Below are 20,473 nucleotides of genomic sequence, written 5' to 3'. Positions count from 1 at the left end.
CCGTTCTCGCGCCCCGCCGGCCGGTTCCGCGCCACATAATCGGCCCGAAAACGCGGCCCCGGAAGCACCCGTAGACCGTGCCCGAAACGGGGACGGTCGAAGCTTCGTTTACGCGGCCAACGGCGGCGCATTGGGCACCGCAGCGGCCTCATCGAGCCCGTTTTCGCGACGCGACGACGGCGACGGCGGAACCGGCGCACCGCCCGTTGTCCCACCCCGTCCGATGAACCGGGCGATGAGCGCGACGTTGACGGCGACGACGCCGAGGGTGACGAACAGCGCGGCGGCGGTGAACCCGCGGATCATCCGCCGGGTGGTGTCGCCGAGGCCGGCACCCGTGCCGGTCTTGAGGATCGCGTTGCGCGACTCGATGGTCGCCCGCGGCGGCTGGTACGCCGCCCGCCACGCCTTCGTCCGCCACGCCGGACCCTGCTGGGCGAACTTCGCGCCCTCCTCGACGGGGATCGTCACCGACGAGGAGTTGGTGCAGCACCGTCCGCGCTCGCCGGCCGCCGGCACCTGGGAGCGGAAGATTTTGACCCGCTGGCTGCCGACCTTCCCGCTGCCCTTGACCAGCGGGCACGACACCGTGGCGCCCGAACCGCGTCCCGGGCACGCGTACTTCGCCCCGCCGCCCGGCAGGCGCTCCTTGACGCGCAATGCAAACGCGGTGCGGGCCTCGATCCGCTCGGCGAACTGATCGTCGTCGATGATTCCGGCCCGATGGTCGTCCCCGGCGGCGAGGAGGTGGGTCGGCATCGCCGGGCAATGCCACGCACCACCCACCTGGACGGCCCCGGCGTAGTTGGCCGTGACGCCGCGTGTGTTGATGGGGAGATCACCGACGAGCGTGTACCCGGCCCGGCGCATGAGAAACTGCCACGTCTCGGGCTTGCCGTTGGGGTGGTAGAGCATGTCGCCGACCAAGTTTCCTTTCGGCATGTCCGCGTCGGCGGTGATGTGGGCCAATGCGTCTCGGGCGCGCATGTGCGGCTGGTGGCCGGGCTTGTCGAGCGCGATGCCGATGATCGGGTGCGGCGCACCGTCGGGCATCATCGCCGCGATGAGCGTGGCCTCGTACGCCCACGACACCGTGCCCTCCGAGCCGTCGCCGCCGTCGTGGTCGTCGCGCCGGGTGTACCACCCGGCGTCCGGCTCGCTGGACACCCGGGACGACCGCTTCGAGGTGCCCAGCCGCGCGGCCGGGATGGGCGTGGCGTCGACGACCACGTCGCCGTTCCACTTCTCGCGGACGGACGTCGGCATCCGGTGTACCGACGCCATGACCAATGCGTTGGTCATCTGCGTCAGACGCTCGCGCCGGACGGCAACGAGTTCGGGGTCGCGGGTGGCGACCAGCTCGACGTACTCGCTCTTCGTGTAGCGGCGGCGGTAGCGCATCTCCGGTTAGAGGTCGATGGGGTCGAGAATCCGGTGAATCGCATTCCACGCCCGGTCGTACCACCGCGACTGAGCCATCCGCGAGGTGTAGTCGGCATCGCCGCGGCCCGGCAGGCCGAGGCGGTCGAGGGCACCGTCGGTGGCGCGGTGGCAGATGATGTCGCGGGCGGCGGTGACGTGGAGGGGGCTTGCCCTCGGTCGCCAGGACGACCATGAGGGTGAGCATCGCGCGGTCGGAGATGAACCGCGGGCGACCACCGACGCCGCGGCCGTCGTCGCCGCGCCAGCCGTCGAGCATGGCGACGACGCCTGCGTCATCGACGATGCGGGCGGCACGCGCGATGCGCGCTCCATCGACGCGGTCGATCATCACCGGGTCCATGTCGGTTCACCTCCTTTCGTATCTCGTGACGGGAAACCGGCGGCCTACTCGACCACCGTCAGATGCGGTCGGCCCGCCTGCCGGACTACGTCGTCGTTCTGGGGCCGCGCGGCCGTGGTGCCGTCCGGCCGGCGGCGCAACCACTGGCGGACTTCCAGGGCGGTGCGGCCGGGGACGTTGTTCGTCCATCGCTCGAAGTGGCGCAAGCTCGATAGCCCCGCGGCCTCGGCCAGTGCGGTGGCGGGAATCTCGGCGTAGATGTGGCCGACGATCCATGTCGTGCGCATGCGCCGGGTATCGGGCCGAAACCCGGCCACCGGCGTGGTCTCCTTGAACAGGTTGTGGACCGCCGAGGTCGAGTCGGTGGGACGGCCGGGCAGGAACACGCGGGCATCGGGACCGAGCCCGGAGATCTCGGCGCGCAGGGTGTCCTCCCAGCGCGCGAGCACGGGCACGTCGCGCGGGCCCGCGCCCCGGTAGCCGGACGGCAGGACGATGATGCCGTCGTCGCCGTCGTCGAACACGTCGCGCACCCGCAGCGTGCCCATCTCCCCCGCGCGCAGGCCCGCGCCGAGCCCCAGGGCGAGCACCAGCGAGCAGGCGTGGCGGCGATGGGCCGTAGGCTGCCCGAACGCCCAGTCCCGGCACAGCGCGAGCTCGGCGGCGGTGTACGGGGCCAGTGGACCCCGGTAGCCGTACTGGGGACCCTCGGCGGGACCGTTCCAGACGGGGTTGGACGTGCGGGCCATGCGCAGCAGGATCGACCGCGACCGGCCGCGCGTGCGCTGCGACAGATCGGACAGTTCGTGGGCGACGAACATCTCGATCAACTCGTGATCGAGCACATGCGTCGCATCGAGCGGGTGACCGTGGACGATGTGAACCCACTCGGCCAGCCGGGCCAGCAGGCCGGCGGCGTTGCGCACGGCCACGAGTGAGTCGTCGTCGGTGTAGGACTCGGCGACGGTGGCGCGGACGAAGCAGGACACGACGGCCCACCGGTCGGCGGTGATTTTCCTCGGTTCGTAGTTGGCGATGAGGTCCATGGCGGACTCCGTTTTTCGACAGGCGCCCGCTGCCGTTCCCCCATAGTGACGTGCGCCCATCGGAGGATTTGAGCCGCGAGCGCGGTTCTTTATTTCACCGACAACTATGACATTCGTCCCGGATTTCCGGTTCTTTCTTTCACCACCCGGGGCGCTACACCCGCCCCCACCTGCGGTTTCGTTGTTCCCGGGGTACATTTTCAGCATGTCCCGCGCTTCGAGAACGCCGCCGCGTCAGCGGTACCACGGTTGGCCCAACAACCGCGTCGGCGATCCCATCTACGAGCGGCTGCGCCTGTTCGTCGCCGGTCTCGACGAGTTCATCACCGCCGAGATCGACGCCGGTCGCGTCGTGTCGCGCCGCGCCTTCGCCGAGACCGCGGGCCTTCCGCATTCGACGCTGACCAAGCTCATCAACGGCGACGCCGTCCCCGACGGGCTGACCATCGCCGCGTTGGAGGTCGCGTGCGGGAAGTCCCTGTGGCCGTCGCATCATCGCGCGGAGTCCAGCCTCAAGGGCGAGTGACCCATTTCGGGGTGATTTTCCTTCATGCCCCCAGCCTGGAAGCTCCGAATGACAAAGTGGTAACCCGCAGCGCAATCGGTTCTTTCTTTCACCAGTGCAGGTCACATGGTCTGCCCTCACTTTGGGGCGGGTGAGGTTACCGGGTGGGGGCGTGTGGGGAATCGCAGCCGTAGGATTAGTGAGACATTTACCTACCACCTTCGACAGTGCGAGAGACGATGCCCAAAAACACCCTGCAGTTGATGTGGCCCAACAAAGAGCTGGCACTGGTCCCAGCCGAAACCGGCCGTTACGGCTACCGGTGGGTCCACCCCTCCGACCCCCGCTACTGCGAAACCCACACGCTCACCATCACCGACCGAGTCGACGGCACGCAGGCACCAAAGGAGGAGGGCCGCAGTTACTCCGAGCGCGCCGATCTGGACCCAACCACGGACAACTTGCTGATCCTCGGCGAATCGGGCGACGTCCTCGAAGCACTGACGCGCGTACCGGAGCTTTCCGACAAGTACCTCGGCAAGATCAAGTGCGTCTACATCGACCCGCCGTTCAACACGGCGCAGACCTTCGCGAACTACGAAGACAATCTGCAGCATTCAGTGTGGCTGACCATGATGCGCGACCGCCTTGAGCACCTTCACGCTTTGCTGTCCGATAACGGGTCGATTTGGGTGCATCTCGACGACGTCGAAAACCACCGGATGCGAGTTCTCATGGACGAGGTGTTCGGGCCGGAGAACTATGTCGCCGAAATGCAGTGGCAGAAGACTTACTCGCCACGAAATGATTCGACAGGCATTCCCATGTCCACGGACGTTATTCTAGCCTATCGAAAATCCTCCACATTCTCCCCTAACAGGCTACCTCGAACTGCAGAAATGGATGCACGGTACCAGAATCCGGATGGCGATACGCGAGGATCGTGGACGATGGATAACCCCTGTGCACCCACAACCGGCACTCGTCAACACCCCTCTACATTTGGCATTCAGCACCCGATTACCGGAGAAATGGTTTATCCTGCCGCGAAAACTTGTTGGCGGTTTTCCCCTGGCAAGATGCTTGATATTATGCGCGGTTGGGGGGATTATGAGTTCGGCGAGGTTACTGACGAGGAGCGCGCGGCTCGCCGAACAATCATCGGCCCTGGGGTGGAAATTCGTGAGGACATCAAGCCACTGATCATTCCTAATTGGGATGACGCTCACCGACAGAGAGCCATCGAACGGTACAAACGAGGCGACTGGCCCATTTACATGATTACCCATGGTGGCCGTGGCGGATTCCGTCGAAAGTCGTACCTGGCTGGTATGCCTGGACGCACGCCGACAAACTTCATGCCTTACGAAGAGGTTGGCCATACGGACGGGGCCAAGAAGGAAATTCAAGCACTATTTCCTAATTCCACCCCCTTCACCACCCCCAAGCCCGAGCGCCTGCTCGAACGCATCATCCATATCGCCACAAACCCCGGTGACATCGTCCTCGACGTGTTTGCCGGTTCCGGCACCACCGCCGCCGTCGCACACAAGATGGGGCGCCGTTGGGTCACCTGCGAACTCATCGAAGATACGATGAACCGCTTCACCCGGCCGCGCCTGGAAAAGGTGGTAGCCGGCGACGACCCCGGTGGAATCACATTGACCAAGGGCGAACGTGTCGACGCCACTTCCGACGGTCTGCCCGAGGGCCTGACCGCCGACGAGGCGCAGAAACTCACCTCGTTGCTCAATAAGGCAATCCGCGGCGACGATGCACTCAAGAAGTCCGCCGACGTCCGCGCCATCAAGCAGATGGTCAAAACGACCAAGTCGCCCGACACCATCAACTGGCGCGGGGGCGGTGGATTCACCGTCGCGAAGCTGTCGCCCGCGTGCTTCGACTACGACGAGGAGTACGACACCGTCACGCTCACCGAGGCCGCCACCGGCGACGTGCTCGTCGACTCGGTGTGCGCGAACATGAATTACCGCCGCACGCCCGGCCACCCCGACTTCGACGGCGTACGTGGGCGGATGCGCCTGGCCGTCCTCGAGGGCACGCTGACCGCCGAGTTGGCCGACGAACTCATCTCCAAACTCGACGACGGCGACCTGCTAACCATCGCGGCCACCGGCGTCACCGACGGCGTTTCCGCCCACCTGCGCACAGCCAAGCGCGGCTGCGTTGTCACCCACATCCCCGGTGACCTGTTCCAGACCCGCCGCGTCGAAAGGACGAACTGACGCCATGCCGCTCGCCATTGCCTACGATGAGGCCATCATCGACATCGTCGCCACGAAGTTCGACCTGCGTACCCCCAACCGCGAGGCCCTCGACGCCACCGTTCGCCGTCTGGCCGACGGCGACTACGAACCGCAGACACCACTAGTGGTCAATCACGCAACCGGCGTCGGCAAAACCTATGTCATGGGCGCGCTGATCGAGTACCTGCGCGAGATGGGCCACCGCAACATCATGGTCGTCACCCCCGGCCTGGTCATCCAGAACAAGACCGTCGCCAACTTCACCAAGTCCCACCGCAAGTACATCGGCGGCTTCGACGTCCAGCCCGACATCATCACCCCGGAAAACCAGCGCTCGTGGCGCGATGCCCGCGATGCCGGCCAGGGATCGCTCGCCGACACTTTCCTGGGGTCCCAGATATTCGTGTTCAACGTCCAAACGCTGCTGGCACCCAGATCAACCACTCAAGTCACCACGGGCGAAACGCTCGCCGCCAAGCAGGCGAAAATCCGCAAGTTCGACGAGAACCGAGGCAACCTCTACGCGCACTTGCAGTCGCTCGATGACCTGGTGATTTTCGCCGACGAGTCGCACCTGTACGGAAAGTCGGCAAAGGCGTTTTCCGCCGCGCTGACCGAACTCGACCCGGCCGCGACCATCGGCCTGACCGCCTCCGCCACCGCCGATGATGACGTCGTCTACCGATACCCGCTCTACCGCGCCATCGCCGACAAGTACGTCAAGCAGCCGGTGCTGGTCTACCGAAAAAACGGCTACAAGAAAAACGCCGACGGCGACGAACGGCAGTTGCGCGACGGCCTGGCCGTCCTGCGCCAAAAGGAGGCGGCGTATCGCCGCTTCATCCAGGACAACCCCGACGTCAAGCCGGTCAAACCGGTCATGTTCGTCACCTGCTCCGACATCGACCACGCCACGGCCGTGACGACGCTGTTGCGGGGCGCCGGCTATGTCGCTGACACCGATGCGGTGCTCCAGGTCGACTCCAAGCACGACGACGACGCCACCCGCGAGAAGTTGGACAACCTCGACGCCCCGGACTCGCCGGTACGCGCCGTGGTGGCCGTCTCCAAACTGCGTGAAGGCTGGGATGTGAGCAACGTCGCCGTCATCGTAACGCTGCGCGCATCGAGCTCGGAGATTCTCACCCAGCAGACGATGGGCCGCGGTTTGCGACTGCCGTTTGGCAAGTACACCGGCGACCCTGCCATCGACCAGCTCGACATCATCGCTCACAAGTCCTATAGGGACTACCTCAAAAGCGAGGACGTGCTCAAAGACTTCGGCCTGGATGACGCGCTGGCCCCGGACGGGGCACTGGAAGCGGTCGATGAATCCGGCATTCAGGTCACGCCCGGCAGTGGGGAGTCGACGCCGGACGACATGTCTGCGGCAGACGATTCCGAACCGACCGACCAGGACAACGCCACTGTCGGCAATGACGGCGGGTGGCTGGCGGCCGACGATGACGACCGCACCGAAACCGCCCCGCAGCCGCCCACCGGTACTGGGCGTCCAGCGGCGGGCACCCGGGAGCTCGGTGATGACGATGAAATCGCGCCCCCGCCCCAGGAGCCCGCTCCGGTGGTCATACGCATCAACTCGAAGTTCGCAAACGAGTCCTTCCTGTTCCCCTCGTCGTCGATGTCAACCCACATTCCCGCATTCGACCTGGCTGACATCACCGACGACGCCGTAACCACGGCCGCCGCCAGCGTCGTCGCGGGGAGCGTGAAACTCGACCGTCATAAGATCGTCGCCCGGGACAATCAGATCACAACCACCAGCCTTACCCGCGTTACAGGCGGAAGTGACCCGGTCACAGACGACCATGTCCGCGCCGAGCTGATGAAGGCCGCGCAGGGCACGCGCCGCTTCACCGTCACGGCAGGGGCGCTCCGACTGCTCGACCGCCGTATCGTCGGCCCCTTCATGGACGCCGCAATGGACAAGGGGGCGTGGACTGAAAAGGCCCTCACCACCGCGCGCGAGAGCATCGCGAAACTCATCACGGAGGTCGCGGACGAACACGATATCCGGGCTGCACGGTTGGAAATCGACATCGAACCTCGGAAGTTGCCCATCGCCTCCGAGTTCGTTCTCCCCTCCACGGCGACAGTGGCCGGACTCCTCCGCGACACCCCGTCGGCACAGTTCAACACGAGCACGTACTACGGGGATTGGGATCGAGGTTTGTTTGACCGCGCCAGGTTTGATTCGTTCTCTGCGGAGTACAAGTTGGCAGCGCTCGTCGACGCCGACGACGAGGTGAAATGGTGGAAGCGACTGTACCGCGAGGATAAGGCGCACTTCGCGTGGACTCCGCGGAACACCTACTACCCCGACTTCGTCGTGTGTGACACGGACGGAGAACTGTGGATCGTCGAGGGAAAGTCCAACCGTGACGCGAACAACGACGAGGTCATGCAAAAGCGCGCGGCCGCCGAGAAGGTCATGCGCACGCTGACCGCGGATGATCGGTTCGACACCGTTCGCTGGGGTTATCTGCTGGCCACCGAGTCCGACATCGCCGCGTCGGATAGTTGGGACGAATTAAAGCAGCGGACGGGATTCGTTCAGTCGTAGGCTGCCGCCGGCCGGTGCGCTCGGCGGCCACCCGAAGGGTGCCCCCGCCTCCCCTTAGCCCGGCAGCCTCACGCGCAGACGCGGGCCGCGACCACGGCTCGCACAGCGGACACGGAGGCCCACATGGCGGACAACAACGACACCCAGAACGGCGACGAGAACAACGGCACGGCCGCGGAGCTTCCGCCGATGACGCTGCCGGAGATTCAGGCAGCGCTCAACGACGAGTCGCATCCCAGGCATGAGGAGGCGCGCCGACATAATGCCGACGCGGCGAAGAACCTCGCCCCAGCTCTGCAGAAGTACCGCGAGAGCGTCGCTTCGCAGGTCAACGTCGACGAGATTTTTCAGCAGTTCCATGGTCAGCACGATGCCGCCCGTATACGTGGGTTTGTAAGCCCCGCACCCTACGAGTTTCCCAAACACCCGGCCACTGATGTCCCGTCACTCGCCCACACCGAGTTGATGGACGGGATGAAGGAGGCGATGCAGGCGAGGGCGAACCGCGAACGGCGGCAGGATGACACCGCAGAAGCATCGTTGGAGACGATGCAGGCCGTCGCGGCCCAGATGCAGAAACTCAATGAGAAAATGACGGAAGTCGACGAGCGTCTGGAATCCGGCAACACGAGCGCCACGAGCTGGAATCGGTGGGTTCTGGCGATTGCGACCCTCACCCTTATTGCCACGGTCATCGGAATCTTTACTTAGGGGATTTCCCCGCACCGCGAGGGGATCGGGTTCCCCGGACGTCGGCCCTGCGGCAGGCCAGCGGGTTTTCCGAAATCCCCCGGAGGGCACATTCAGACAACTCACGTGGTCTGATTCAGGCAACTAACTGACCAGCGAAACCCCCGGTTCCCCCACGAGGGAGCCGGGGGTTCACTGGTGCCGGGAGACGGTGCAGGGGCACGAAACGCAGCAGCCAAATTCGCCGTTTTTCGGCGCTCCCCCATGGCCTGTAGACCGCGACGGTTATCGTCGTGGGCTTCATGGCACACTCCGCGGACCTCACTTCGGGTTTCGCAGCGGTGTCGAAAACCGGTCCCACTACGGGTCTCGCTGCGTGCCCCCCCCTTTCACCCCCCACTGGCCGCAAAGGGTCGTCATTGCACACCGAGGTTGGGGCCCCGCAACGGGGGCGCAGCGGGTGGTACTCCGGGGGACTGTGTCAGCCTGGCCCGTGTTGCGTATGTGCCGGTAGCGGAGATTTATAGTCGGTTTGGCCCATGCTCGAAAATCAGGACTCTGTGGCCGGGAATTGGGGCACCTATTTCCCAGGATCGGTGCGCGGCGTGGGTGGGGCTGCCGCTGGCCGGTGAGTTGTCTGAAAGTACCCAGAGCGCCTCTCCCCCGGCCCCGGCCGGCGTTCCCGCCACGTGACGGCGGACTGATGCAGGCGACGGCCCCGCCCCGGTTCCCCGGGACGGGGCCGTCGTCGTGTCGCGGTCCGCATCGTTCGCGTGACGACGGGTCCCGCCGCGGCGGCGGGGCCCACGGCGCGGCACGGGTCCCGTCGTCAAGCACCCCCGCGTGGCGACGGTGCGATTCACCGCCCGGCCTGCGCTGCAGCACCTGCGGCGATGTCATAATCTCCCCCGAAAAATCGGGCCGAAGTGCATTCTCCCCCGAATTCCATAGGCTGAACTTCATGAGTGACCGGCGCTCACCACCCGCGCCGGCGCCTCCCCACGAGCCGACCCCGGAAACGAGGAACAGTCCCCCGTGTCGTTCACGACAGCCCAGGAAGTCATCGATTTCATCAACCGGGAGGACGTGAAGTTCGTCGACGTCCGCTTCACGGACGTCCCCGGCACCGAGCAGCACCTCACCATCCCCGCCGCCATGTTCGACGAGGACGCGATGACGGAGGGCCTCGCGTTCGACGGGTCCTCCATCCGCGGCTTCACCACCATCGACGAGTCGGACATGACGCTCCTGCCCGACCTGGCCACCGCGCACGTCGACCCGTTCCGCGAGGCGAAGACCCTGAACGTGAAGTTCTTCGTCCACGACCCGTTCACGCACGAGCCGTTCTCCCGCGACCCCCGCAACATCGCCCGCAAGGCGGAGGAGTACCTGGAGTCGACGGGCATCGCGGACACGTGCTTCATCGGCGCAGAGGCGGAGTTCTTCGTCTTCGACAGGGTCAGCTACGCCGCGGACGTCAACACCGGCTTCTTCCACGTCGACTCCGTCGAGGGCTGGTGGAACCGCTCCGCCGACGAGAACCCCGACGGCTCCCCGAACCTGGGCTACAAGACCCGCATGACCGGCGGCTACTTCCCCGTCGCGCCGTACGACCACTTCCAGGACCTGCGCGACGAGATGTCGCTGGTGCTGGAGAAGTGCGGCTTCCAGCTGGAGCGCCAGCACCACGAGGTCGGCACAGGCGGCCAGCAGGAGATCAACTACCGCTTCAACTCGCTGCTGCACGCGGCGGACGACATGCAGGTGTTCAAGTACGTCGTGCGCAACACCGCCCGGCGCGCCGGCAAGGCCGCGACCTTCATGCCGAAGCCGCTGGGCCGGGAGGCGGGCTCCGGCATGCACGCCCACGTGTCGCTGTGGAAGGACGGCGAGCCGCTGTTCCACGACGAGGACGGCTACGCCGGCCTGTCCGACATGGCGCGCCACTTCATTGGCGGCGTGCTGGAGCACGCGCGGGCGCTGACGGCGTTCACGAACCCGACGCTGAACTCCTACCGCCGCCTCATCCCGGGCTTCGAGGCGCCGACGAACCTCGTGTACTCGCAGCGCAACCGCTCGGCGGCCATCCGCATCCCCATCACGGGCTCGAACCCGAAGGCCAAGCGCATCGAGTTCCGCGCGCCGGATCCGTCGGCGAACCCGTACCTGGCGTTCACCGCCATCCTCATGGCGGGCCTGGACGGGGTGCGCAACCGCACGGAGCCGCACGAGCCCGTGGACAAGGACATCTACGAGCTGCCGCCGGAGGAGGCGCGCGACATCCCGGAGACCCCGGCGTCGCTGTCCGACGCGCTCGACGCGCTGGAGGCGGACCACGAGTTCCTGCTGGAGGGCGACGTGTTCACCGGGGACCTGCTGCGCGCCTACGTGGCGTACAAGCGGGAGCGCGAAATCGCGCCGTCGCTGCTGCACCCGACGCCCTACGAGTACGAGACGTACTTCGACGCGTAGCCCCCGGGTTCCGCTGCGGGGTCCCGGTTCTCGCGGCACCATGAGTTGCGTGACGGCGGGACCCGCACCGGCCCGGCGCCGCCGCACCCGGCGGCCGCACGGCCCGGCGCGGCCGGCGGCGCGGCCGTGTCCGCCGCGACCGCTTCCCGCCGGCCCCGGCGCCAGCCTTCGGACGCCGCTCCGGCGCCCGCCCGCCCGACCCGACCAGACCGATACGGCCGACACGACCGAAAGGACGCCATGACCCGCGACCCGTACGACGGCATGCCCCGCATCGACTTCCTCTACCTCTCCGAGCCCGACATGATCGAGGCCGGCGTGACCGACTCCGCCGCCTGCGTGGAGACGATGGAGGAGACCCTGATCCTGCTGGCCGACGGCGACTACCGCATGGCCGGCGCGTCGGCGAACTCCCACGGCGCGCAGGTGAACTTCCCGGACGACCCGGAGCACGAGGGCATGCCCGCCAACGGCCCGGACCGCCGCTTCATGGCGATGCCGGCGTACCTGGGCGGCCGCTTCCGCGCCTCCGGCGTGAAGTGGTACGGCTCCAACACGGAGAACCGCGAGCATGACCTGCCGCGCTCCATCCACGTCTTCGTGCTGAACGACGCGGTGACGGGCGCGCCGACGGCCATCATGTCGGCGAACCTGCTGTCGGCCTACCGCACGGGCGCCGTGCCGGGCGTGGGCGTCAAGCACCTGGCCGTGGAGGACGCGGAGACGGTCGGCATCATCGGCCCGGGCGTCATGAGCCGCACGATCTTCGACGCCGCCATCTCCCAGCGGCCGGGCATCAAGAAGCTGAAGATCAAGGGCCGCTCCCCCAAGTCGACGCAGCGCGTGGCGGAGTACTTCACGGAGAAGTACCCGCAGCTGGACTCGGTGGAGATCGTCGATTCGGAGCAGGCGGCCATCGAGGGCTCCGACATCCTCATCGCCGGCACGTCGACGTCGCAGGACGGCCCGTCGGGCTTCCCGTACTTCAAGAAGGAGTGGATCAAGCCGGGCGCGCTCGTCCTGTGCCCCGCTGCGGCGCGTTTCGACGACGACTTCATCACCTCCGACGACGCCAACCTCGTCGTGGACTACACGGGCCTGTACGAGGAGTGGTTCAACGAGAACGGCCCGAACGTCACCTACGAGCGCCTGCTGGGCATCCCGGGCAACCGCTGGTGGGACATGGCCGAGGAGGGCACGCTGCCGAAGGAGCGCCTGGTCAACATCGGCGACATCGCCGCCGGCCGCGCCCCGGGCCGCGAGAACGCGGAGCAGATCTTCTGCTACTCCATTGGCGGCATGCCGGTGGAGGACGTCGCGTGGGCGCATGACGTGCTGGAGAACGCGAAGGCGAAGGGCATCGGCACGACGCTGAACCTGTGGGAGAACCCGGTCCTGAGCTAGGCCCGGCGCGGAAGTCTCGCGCCGCCACGGCACTCCGCGTCCGACGCCCGTCGAACGGCCTCGGACAGCGGAAAGGGGGGCGATCCGGAGCGCGGCGGGCCAGCGAAAAGCCCCCGCGTACCGACGAATGTCCTTCACCCGCCCCGGCTGCGCGCCCAAGGGCACTGGCCGGTACGGAATCGGCCCCGAAACGTACCGACGAATGCCCTTGGGGCACCGGCCGGAGGGGGGGCGAGGGGCACTCGCCGGTACGGCGGCCGGGCGTTCTCCGGCCCCCGGAATCGGCATCGCCGGAAAGGGCGCTGAACGGGCCGTGGACGGGTGGAGGGGCGTTCCGGAACTGGGGCCCGGACATCGCGCGAAAACGCCGCAGCGGGCGATTCGGCGCCCCGGCCCGAAAACGGCCCCTAACCAGGAAGCATGACGACGCCCCGGCGGACGTCGAGGTCGGCCGGGGCGTCGTCGCGTGCGCGGGCTACTCCACGTCGCCGTCCTCGTCCGCGCCGGCGGGCGGCTCGAAGGCGAGCACCCCGTCCGGGTCGACGGTCACGGAGCAGTCGCCGGCGTGCTCGGTCCACTCGCCGGCGCGGAGGACGAGGACGCGGCGGGCCGCGTCGTACTCCCAGTCGGCGAGGACGTGGGCGGTGATCCACTCGCGGTCCTCCTCGAGGACCTGGCGGATGCGGTGGGCGGGGACGTGAACGGGCTGCATGGCCGTTCTCCTGACCCCCGCGCCCGTGTCGGGGCGCGGGACGCGTGCGGATGTCGCCGCCCCGGATTGTCCGGGACGTCGCCATCCGGCCGCGGGCCCGGCGTGCCGCGTCAGTGCGCGGCGGCGTGCGGGTCCGCGCCGGATAGGTGGCGCAGCCCGCCGGCGGGGGCGGCGGTCCGGGCCTGCGCGGTCTTCCGGGCGCGACGCTGCCCGAGCGCCCGCTGCGCCATGCTCGCCAGGCAGGCGACGAGCAGGACGATGGCGGCGCCGTCGACGACGATGCCGATGACGGGCGCGGCGTAGAGGGTGTCCCCGGTGGCGTCGCCGAGGTGGGTGGCGAAGAGCTGGAAGTCGACGTTGGCGTGCCAGAGGGCGAGGACGAAAAGGCTTCGGGTCTCCAGGTAGAAGAGGCCGACGACGACGGCGGAGAGCGACTGGTTGAGGGCGTCGGCGGCGGCCATGCCGGTGGTGACGTTGACCATGCGCACGAAGCCGAACAGCAGCGCGGAGGCCAGCAGGAACAGCACCTTGGACGTCGTGCCGTCGCCTGCACGGTCGAGGATGAACTTGCGGTACAGGCCCTCCTCGCTGAAGCCGATGAGCAGCGACAGGATGAGGGCGCTGATGATCATCGGGTGGAACAGGCCGCGGACGCCGGATTCGACGAAGGTCGCGGCGATGGACACGACGACGGAGATGAGCAGGACGCGCAGCGCCCACGTGTGGACCGGCCAGAGCGCGACGCGGCGTGCGGTGGCCTCGCGGAAGCCGTCGGGCCACAGGCGGTGCCCGGAGAAGTGGCGGCGCTGGATGACCCACACCCACAGGGCTGTGACGATCATGTGCGGGATGCCCCACCAGAGGATGGGGGCGTCGGTGTAGCCGATGCCGTTGCGGGCGAGCAGCCCGAAGCCGATGGCGGAGATGAGGGCGTGGACGGCGATGGCGACGGCGATCTCGGGGATGGCGCGGCGCAGCGGGTGGACGGCGTCTCCTGCGGGGCCGGTGGCGGGGGCGTCTGTGGCGGGTCCGGTGGCGGAAGCGGCGATGCCGGTGTCATGGCCGGCGGTGTCGCCCGCGCCGGCCGGGGTTCGGTTGGTCATGGGGCGCCAAGCTACGGGGGTGTGACAAGAGGACGCTTAAACATCGATCAAGAATCCCGGACGCCGTGTGCGATGCCCGTCACACCCCTCCCCCTGCCCGCTGCCGGGTCCAGGATCGGCCCTGGAAGCGACGGGATTCGGCCCGCCGCGCGTCCCCGGGGAAAGGACGGTCGCGATGCTGCACCTGCTCGATCAGATTGCGCCGATCCTCACCCCGATCGTCGCGGTGGTGGCGGCATGGGCGGCGATCGCGAAGATCCAGGAGATGCGCAAGGAGTACCGGGCGACGAACCGCCCGGTGATGGCCGCCTACTACGAGCGGCCGGTGGATCCGCTGCAGTCGCTGGAGGTGCGCATCGCGAATGTCGGCGCGAAGTCGGCGCACGACGTGCGCATCACCTTCGACCCTCCCCTGCCGACGCTCGACCCCGACGTCATCGAGGCGAATTCCGCCCCGGGCATCGGCCGGCCGGAGGCGTCGCTGGCGGACATCGTGAAGCGCATCCTGGTGGACAAGACGTTCTCGACGTGGCCGCCGGGTTTTTCGACGGTCCACGCGCTCTACACCCCGCATCGCGACGGCATCGATTCGACGGTGTCGGCGGAGGGCGTGCCCGTCGATCAGCGCATCGCGCTGGAGTACCGGGACGGCAAGGGGCAGCGCTACCGCGACGAGTTCGAGCTGAACGCCCTGCTGCTGCACGGGCAGCTGTTCCTGAAGTCGGACGTGGACAAGCTGTCGGACGAGGTGCGGCGGGTGCACCGCACGCTGGAGACCATCGCGGAGCGCCTCGACCGGCTGGAGCGGGATGCGCGTGACGACGTCCACCGCCCCGGCCCCTCCCCCACCGCCTGACGGGGAGGGTGACCGGGCGCGCGGCGCGGCGGCCGCGGGTCCCGCGGGCGCCGTCCCGCGGGCGCCGTCCCGCGGGCGCCGTCCCGCGGGCCCGGCGGCCCACGCAGGCCGAGCGTCTGACCGGCGAGCCGCGCGGGTCCCGTCGTCATGCACCGCCACCCGCACACGGCGAGGGCCCCGCATCCGGCGGGATGCGGGGCCCGGGGGCGTCGTCACGCCATGCGCGCGCGGGCTACGCCGGCAGCACCTTCACGGTGACCGGGCCGGTGCCGTCGGAGGCGATCTGCAGGCTCATCTCGTTCGGGGCGGAGACGACCTGGCCACCGGTGACCTCGACGCGGTAGCCGTTCGGGAAGTTGATGGCGGGGACCACGATCTCGGAGACCGAGCCCGGGCCGAACACGCCGGCGCCGTCGACGCGGTCGGCGGTCCAGGAGACCTCGTAGACCTTCGCGGAGCCGTCCCAGCTGGTCGCCGTCGGGGTGCCGGCGACCGCGCGGGCATGCGGCGCCGCGAGGATGGCCAGCTTGTCCTGGTTCACCGCGTCCGGGGTCACCGGGCCGGGCACCAGCGGGTCGGCGACGATGCCCTGCTCGCGCTGGTTCTGCGTCGTCGGGTCGTTGCAGCCGCAGTAGGACCAGTACTGCCAGCCCGTGATGTGCTCGCGGGCCAGGCCCAGGACGCCGTTCAGCGTCGGGGCGTCATCGGTCGCGCCGAACTCCGACAGCAGCGTCGCGCTGCCCTGCGCGCCGGACAGCGAGGAGGCGTTGTTGAACGTCGCGCCGTCCGGGATGCCGCAGCCGTGGTACGTGCCGGCGACGGCGTTCGTCGGGCAGTAGACGTGCCAGCTCAGGGCCGCGTTGTCGACGTTCGGGCGGGCCGGGCGGGTGTTGAAGCCCATGTTCCACATCGAGTACGGCTCGTAGTGGACGATCGCGTCCGGGTCCTGCGCCACGATGGCCTGGCCGACCTTCTCGTGCAGCTCGTTCAGCTTGTCGGAGGCCGGGCCGCAGTCGCCCATGGCCAGGTAGCACAGCGGGTACGCGGAGCCGGGCCACGGCTCGTTGATGATGTCGAAGCCCATCAGGCCCGGCATGTCCGCGAAGTACGCGGCGACGTGGGACCACATGTTGGCGTAGCGGTCCTGCAGGCCGACGCCGCCCGGGCCCTCGCGGTTGGCCAGGAAGTTGTCGTAGGCACGCAGCAGGCCGATGTTGACGACCTGGTTGGTCGGGAAGCCGACCTTCAGCACGGACGGCACGCCGTCGTCGATGACCGCCCAGTCGGGGGCGAACTCGCCCTCGAAGCGCTCGTTGTACATGTCCTGGTGGGCGTCGATGAGCACCGCGATGCCGCGGCTGGTCAGCAGGTCCGCGGTGCGGCGGATGGAGGCCAGGTACTCGTCGTCGTAGACGCCGGGCTCCGGCTCGACGGCCTTCCAGATGATGCCCAGGCGCACGGAGTCGAAGCCGTTGTCCGCCAGCCACTGCGCGTCGTCCTCGTTGAAGCCGCCGGCCTCCGGGGTGTACGGGTGGTGCTTGTACACCATGTTGACGCCCGCGGTGAGGAACGCGCGGCCGTCGCCGTCGGTGTACCACTTGCCGGCCTGGCCGATGGCGCCGCGGTCGACGATGGTCGCGCCCGCCTGCGGGGCCTCGATCTCGGCGGCGGCGGAGCCCGCGCCGATGGTGCCGATCAGCGCCGCGGCCGCGAGGGCCGACGCGATCGTGCGGATCCTGCTCATCTGGATCCCCTTTCCTGACGATGATGTCCGTTGAGCTGTTGCCTCCTTCAAGCTACCGCCCGAAATAGAGGATCCGGTACGCCGCGAAACACCTGTTAACAGAAGTGACCATGACGTGCGCCACACGGTGCATTTGCCGGGAAAAATCCCCAGCTACCAGGCGTGACGGCGCGTTTCACAATGGCGGCCCGGGGGTGGCCCGATCGATTCATCGCCACCCCCGTAACACGTCCGGAAACGGGCGTGCTCTCGCGCGATCCCGCGATTCCATGCCCGGTTGCGCACCCCCGGGACGCGTCCGCGCGGCCCCGCTATCGCGCCCCGCGCACGGGTGCAGGCAGTTCCCGCACCCCGTTGCGCGCGGCCCCCGCACCCCGGTGCGTGACGACGCTCCCCGCGCGCCGTCACCAGACGCCCGAGCTGCCCCTCCGGTGCGAGCCCGCGAGATGCGTGTCGACGATGCCGACGGCCTCCATGAGCGCGAACATCGTCGTCGGCCCGACGAAGCGGAAGCCCCGGCGCTTCAGCTCCTTCGCCAGCGCCTCCGACTCCGGCGACGTCGTCGGCACCTCGGCCATCGTCCGCGGCGCGGGCGTCGCCTCCGGCTTGTGCGCCCAGATGAGCTCCGCGAGCCCGCCGCCGCCCGGCCCCTCGCCGCGCAGCGCCACCGTCGCCCGCGCGTTGCCGATGGTCGCCTCGATCTTCCGCCGGTTCCGCACGATCGACGCGTCGGCCATCAGTCGCTCCACGTCGCCCTCCCCGAATGCCGCGACGGCGTCCGGGTCGAAGCCCGCGAACGCCCGCCGGAACCCGTCGCGCTTGCGCAGGATGACCGTCCACGACAGCCCCGACTGGAACGCCTCCAGGCTCAGGCGCTCGAACAGCCCCCGCTCGTCGCGCACCGGCATCCCCCACTCCCGGTCGTAGTAGTCCCGCAGCATCGGGTCGGCGGCCGCCCAGGCCGGCCGCGCCAGCCCGTCGTCGCCCACGACCAGGCCGGATGGGGCGGCCGTCGTCACGCTCTCCTCCATGACGGGAACCGTAGCGCGCCGCGCGCGCCGCACCGCGCGGGGACCGGGTCCCCGCGTGACGACGCCCCGGGCCCGCGGCCACCCGGAAACCCGGCGTCGCCCCAGCGCAGACGAGATCGAGGTCACGTCCCCCAACGCGAAATCGGTTTCGTCATTCAGCTTTGTTTTAGGTTAGGCTGCTGTCGATTTGGTTTACCCGCCTCATGGCGCTGCCGACCCGTGGAGGAGTCACGTGAAGAAGTACGACAGCACCCCGGCCGGGCGCCCCGCCCACCGGAACCTGCGCCGCACCGCCGGCGTGACCGGCGCCTCCGCGCTGGTGCTGGCCATCGCCCCGCTCGCCGTCGCCCCGACCGCCGCCGCGAGCCCGCCGGCGTTCGAGTTCCCGGAGCTCCCCGGTTCCTCCGACCTGCCCTTCCCGCTGCCGGGCAAGGACCAGAACCAGGAGGGCCCGTCCTTCGAGCTGTCCAAGAGCGACGACCTGCAGGACGGCGAGACGCTGACCATCCGCGGCAAGGGCTACCGCCCGGGCGACAGCGTCTACCTCACGCAGACCATCGAGAAGCCGTCCTCCGGCTTCCCCTCCAACTACGGCGAGGCCGTCAAGGTCACCCCGGACGACAACGGCGAGTTCACCGCCGAGATGCCGGTCAACACCGGCTTCAACGACGTCGACTGCCGCTCCACGCAGTGCTACGTCGCGTCGTTCACCGCCTTCCCGAACCTCGTCGACCGCACCCAGGACCACTGGGCGCCCATCAGCTTCGCCTCCGACGCGAAGGCCCCGACCCCGGGCGAGAACGGCGGCACCCACCCGGGCGCCGGCAGCGGCCAGGGCGGCAACGGCGGCCAGGGCGGCAACGGCGGCGGCCAGGGCAACTCCGCCGGCGGCGACGGCGGCAACGGCGACGGCGCGGGCGCGGCCTCCGCGGGCGGCTCCCAGGCCACCGGCAACGGCTCCGCGACCACCGCCTCCGGCGCCTCCGTCACCGTCAGCCCGTACACCGGCCTGAACCCGGACGGCGACACCGTCACCGTCTCCGGCAAGGGCTACAAGACCTCCGGCCCGGGCATCTACGTCGCCCTGGCGCAGAACGACAAGTTCAGCTCCACCAACCAGGACGCGTTCATCGACGCCATCTTCGTCCGCTCCTCCGAGATGGGCTCCGACGGCTCCTTCAGCAAGCAGTTCCCGGTGAAGGCCACGGGCAACGGCAACGACTGCCTGGCCAACCAGTGCTCCGTCTTCACCTTCGCCGCGCACGGCTCCTCCGACCGCTCCCAGGACGCGGCCGTCGGCGTCGGCTTCACGGGCGGCGTCGGCCCGTCCGCCACCGCCCCGGCCATGGCCGCCGGCGGCTCCGGCGGCGGCGCGGGCGCCACCGGCGGCAACTACGGCGGCGGCAACTCCACCACCACCGCCACCGCCTCCGGCTCGGGCTCCGGCTCGACGACCTCCACCGGCTCCGGCTCCGGCACCGCCGCGGGCGCCTCCGCCACCGGCGCGACCACCCACTCCGGCGACCTGACGGTCAACCTCTCCACCACGACCCTGTCGCCGGAGGGCGTCACCCCGATCACCGTCACCGGCACCGGCTTCTCCACCGACGGCCCCGGCATCTACGTCGGCGTCGCCGAGAAGTCCAAGTTCAGCCACGTCGACGCGTCCGTCTTCAGCGGCGCCGTGTTCGTCAAGGCCTCCGAGATGGGCGAGGGCGGCTCCTTCACCACCACCGTCGACGCCGAGGCCGTCTTCCCGGGCGGCAACTGCGTCGACAACCAGTGCGCCCTGTTCACCTTCGCGGCCCACGGCTCCTCCGACCGCTCCCAGGACACCGCCACCGACCTGGCCGTCGCCGGCTCCGAGGAGGAGAAGGCCGCGGCCCGCGAGCGCTCCGCCGAGCTGGAGAAGGAGCAGGAGGCCAAGGAGCGCGAGCGCGGCAACATGGGCAAGGGCGGAAACAGCGCCAACGCCGCGGACGTCGAGTCCACCAGCGCCGTCTCCCCGCTCGCCGCGGTGAGCTCCGGCATCATCGGCGCCATCATCGGCGGCCTGCTGGTCGGCGTCGGCTTCGCGTTCGGCCGCAGGACCGGCAAGGCCGACGCCCCGCGCGACGTCGACTACGACGACGACCCGCACTACGACGTCTAGCGCGCGACGCCCGACGTGACGGCGGCCGGCGAACCCGGCCGCCATCCGGACCCGCTTCCGGCCGTTCCGACCCCATTAGAACCGGGTCGGAGTGGCCGAAAGCGGGTCCATCCGATCGACGGGG

Annotated in this window: 15 protein-coding genes; 8 read left to right on the top strand and 7 right to left on the bottom strand. The window is 68.8% G+C overall.

Annotation, left to right across the window (positions count from 1 at the left end; genetic code table 11):
* Positions 1 to 108: 108 nt before the first annotated feature.
* The 3 genes from QQS41_RS08805 to QQS41_RS08795 form a co-directional block, all read right to left on the bottom strand.
* On the bottom strand, positions 109 to 1,401 hold the full coding sequence (locus QQS41_RS08805) for a hypothetical protein (protein WP_448852326.1): 1,293 nt from the start codon (positions 1,399 to 1,401) through the stop codon (positions 109 to 111).
* 6 nt (positions 1,402 to 1,407) lie between these two features.
* Complete coding sequence (locus QQS41_RS08800; RefSeq protein WP_448852325.1) at positions 1,408 to 1,755, bottom strand: hypothetical protein; 348 nt, start codon at positions 1,753 to 1,755, stop codon at positions 1,408 to 1,410.
* Between the two features lie 72 nt (positions 1,756 to 1,827).
* On the bottom strand, positions 1,828 to 2,829 hold the full coding sequence (locus tag QQS41_RS08795) for a site-specific integrase (protein ID WP_448852324.1): 1,002 nt from the start codon (positions 2,827 to 2,829) through the stop codon (positions 1,828 to 1,830).
* Positions 2,830 to 3,034: 205 nt separating this feature from the next.
* On the opposite strand from QQS41_RS08795, the gene QQS41_RS08790 reads away from it, so the two are divergent.
* The 6 genes from QQS41_RS08790 (at position 3,035) to QQS41_RS08765 (ending at position 12,751) form a co-directional block, all read left to right on the top strand.
* Positions 3,035 to 3,355, top strand: a complete 321-nt coding sequence (locus tag QQS41_RS08790) for a helix-turn-helix domain-containing protein (RefSeq protein ID WP_168937772.1) — start codon at positions 3,035 to 3,037, stop codon at positions 3,353 to 3,355.
* 218 nt (positions 3,356 to 3,573) lie between these two features.
* Positions 3,574 to 5,580 (top strand): site-specific DNA-methyltransferase, encoded by a 2,007-nt coding sequence (locus QQS41_RS08785; RefSeq protein WP_448852555.1) that lies wholly within the window; start codon positions 3,574 to 3,576, stop codon positions 5,578 to 5,580.
* Positions 5,581 to 5,584: 4 nt separating this feature from the next.
* Positions 5,585 to 8,185: a DEAD/DEAH box helicase gene (locus QQS41_RS08780; RefSeq protein ID WP_448852323.1), complete on the top strand. Its 2,601-nt coding sequence runs from the start codon at positions 5,585 to 5,587 to the stop codon at positions 8,183 to 8,185.
* A 123-nt stretch (positions 8,186 to 8,308) separates the two neighbouring features.
* Positions 8,309 to 8,896, top strand: a complete 588-nt coding sequence (locus QQS41_RS08775; protein ID WP_448852322.1) for a hypothetical protein — start codon at positions 8,309 to 8,311, stop codon at positions 8,894 to 8,896.
* Positions 8,897 to 9,910: 1,014 nt separating this feature from the next.
* Positions 9,911 to 11,347, top strand: coding sequence for a type I glutamate--ammonia ligase (glnA, locus tag QQS41_RS08770; RefSeq protein WP_448852321.1), 1,437 nt, complete (start codon positions 9,911 to 9,913; stop codon positions 11,345 to 11,347).
* Between the two features lie 240 nt (positions 11,348 to 11,587).
* Positions 11,588 to 12,751, top strand: coding sequence for a tyramine oxidase subunit B (locus QQS41_RS08765; protein ID WP_448852320.1), 1,164 nt, complete (start codon positions 11,588 to 11,590; stop codon positions 12,749 to 12,751).
* A 475-nt stretch (positions 12,752 to 13,226) separates the two neighbouring features.
* Here QQS41_RS08765 and QQS41_RS08760 read toward each other — a convergent pair whose 3' ends face one another.
* Together QQS41_RS08760 and QQS41_RS08755 are read right to left on the bottom strand one after the other, a co-directional pair.
* Positions 13,227 to 13,463 (bottom strand): hypothetical protein, encoded by a 237-nt coding sequence (locus QQS41_RS08760; RefSeq protein WP_448852319.1) that lies wholly within the window; start codon positions 13,461 to 13,463, stop codon positions 13,227 to 13,229.
* Positions 13,464 to 13,573: 110 nt separating this feature from the next.
* Positions 13,574 to 14,566, bottom strand: a complete 993-nt coding sequence (locus QQS41_RS08755) for a CPBP family glutamic-type intramembrane protease (RefSeq protein ID WP_448852318.1) — start codon at positions 14,564 to 14,566, stop codon at positions 13,574 to 13,576.
* A gap of 175 nt (positions 14,567 to 14,741) precedes the next feature.
* On the opposite strand from QQS41_RS08755, the gene QQS41_RS08750 reads away from it, so the two are divergent.
* The gene (locus QQS41_RS08750; protein WP_448852317.1) at positions 14,742 to 15,422 is read left to right on the top strand and encodes a hypothetical protein; all 681 of its coding nucleotides are present in this window, start codon (positions 14,742 to 14,744) and stop codon (positions 15,420 to 15,422) included.
* Positions 15,423 to 15,654: 232 nt separating this feature from the next.
* On the opposite strand, the gene QQS41_RS08745 is transcribed toward QQS41_RS08750, so the two are convergent.
* A complete protein-coding gene (locus tag QQS41_RS08745; protein ID WP_448852316.1) occupies positions 15,655 to 17,166 on the bottom strand; it encodes a cellulase family glycosylhydrolase in 1,512 nt (503 codons plus the stop codon).
* A gap of 404 nt (positions 17,167 to 17,570) precedes the next feature.
* A complete protein-coding gene (locus tag QQS41_RS08740; RefSeq protein WP_448852315.1) occupies positions 17,571 to 18,197 on the bottom strand; it encodes a DNA-3-methyladenine glycosylase I in 627 nt (208 codons plus the stop codon).
* Positions 18,198 to 18,429: 232 nt separating this feature from the next.
* Between QQS41_RS08740 and QQS41_RS08735 the strand changes: the two genes are divergently transcribed.
* Positions 18,430 to 20,349 (top strand): neocarzinostatin apoprotein domain-containing protein, encoded by a 1,920-nt coding sequence (locus tag QQS41_RS08735; RefSeq protein WP_448852314.1) that lies wholly within the window; start codon positions 18,430 to 18,432, stop codon positions 20,347 to 20,349.
* The last annotated feature ends 124 nt before the right edge of the window (positions 20,350 to 20,473 follow it).

This window comes from Corynebacterium sp. 335C (genome assembly GCF_053525695.1).
The sequence above is the reverse complement of the archived record's forward strand: the minus strand, read 5'-3'. Positions and strand labels throughout refer to the sequence as shown.

What these genes read in the sequence shown, in the direction of transcription:
- QQS41_RS08805 (WP_448852326.1), bottom strand. Translation starts at nt 1,401, where the DNA reads ATGCGCTACCGCCGCCGCTACACGAAGAGCGAGTACGTCGAGCTGGTC.
- QQS41_RS08800 (WP_448852325.1), bottom strand. Translation starts at nt 1,755, where the DNA reads ATGGAGCGCGCATCGCGCGTGCCGCCCGCATCGTCGATGACGCAGGCG.
- QQS41_RS08795 (WP_448852324.1), bottom strand. Translation starts at nt 2,829, where the DNA reads ATGGACCTCATCGCCAACTACGAACCGAGGAAAATCACCGCCGACCGG.
- QQS41_RS08790 (WP_168937772.1), top strand. Translation starts at nt 3,035, where the DNA reads ATGTCCCGCGCTTCGAGAACGCCGCCGCGTCAGCGGTACCACGGTTGG.
- QQS41_RS08785 (WP_448852555.1), top strand. Translation starts at nt 3,574, where the DNA reads ATGCCCAAAAACACCCTGCAGTTGATGTGGCCCAACAAAGAGCTGGCA.
- QQS41_RS08780 (WP_448852323.1), top strand. Translation starts at nt 5,585, where the DNA reads ATGCCGCTCGCCATTGCCTACGATGAGGCCATCATCGACATCGTCGCC.
- QQS41_RS08775 (WP_448852322.1), top strand. Translation starts at nt 8,309, where the DNA reads ATGGCGGACAACAACGACACCCAGAACGGCGACGAGAACAACGGCACG.
- QQS41_RS08765 (WP_448852320.1), top strand. Translation starts at nt 11,588, where the DNA reads ATGACCCGCGACCCGTACGACGGCATGCCCCGCATCGACTTCCTCTAC.
- QQS41_RS08760 (WP_448852319.1), bottom strand. Translation starts at nt 13,463, where the DNA reads ATGCAGCCCGTTCACGTCCCCGCCCACCGCATCCGCCAGGTCCTCGAG.
- QQS41_RS08755 (WP_448852318.1), bottom strand. Translation starts at nt 14,566, where the DNA reads ATGACCAACCGAACCCCGGCCGGCGCGGGCGACACCGCCGGCCATGAC.
- QQS41_RS08750 (WP_448852317.1), top strand. Translation starts at nt 14,742, where the DNA reads ATGCTGCACCTGCTCGATCAGATTGCGCCGATCCTCACCCCGATCGTC.
- QQS41_RS08745 (WP_448852316.1), bottom strand. Translation starts at nt 17,166, where the DNA reads ATGAGCAGGATCCGCACGATCGCGTCGGCCCTCGCGGCCGCGGCGCTG.
- QQS41_RS08740 (WP_448852315.1), bottom strand. Translation starts at nt 18,197, where the DNA reads ATGGAGGAGAGCGTGACGACGGCCGCCCCATCCGGCCTGGTCGTGGGC.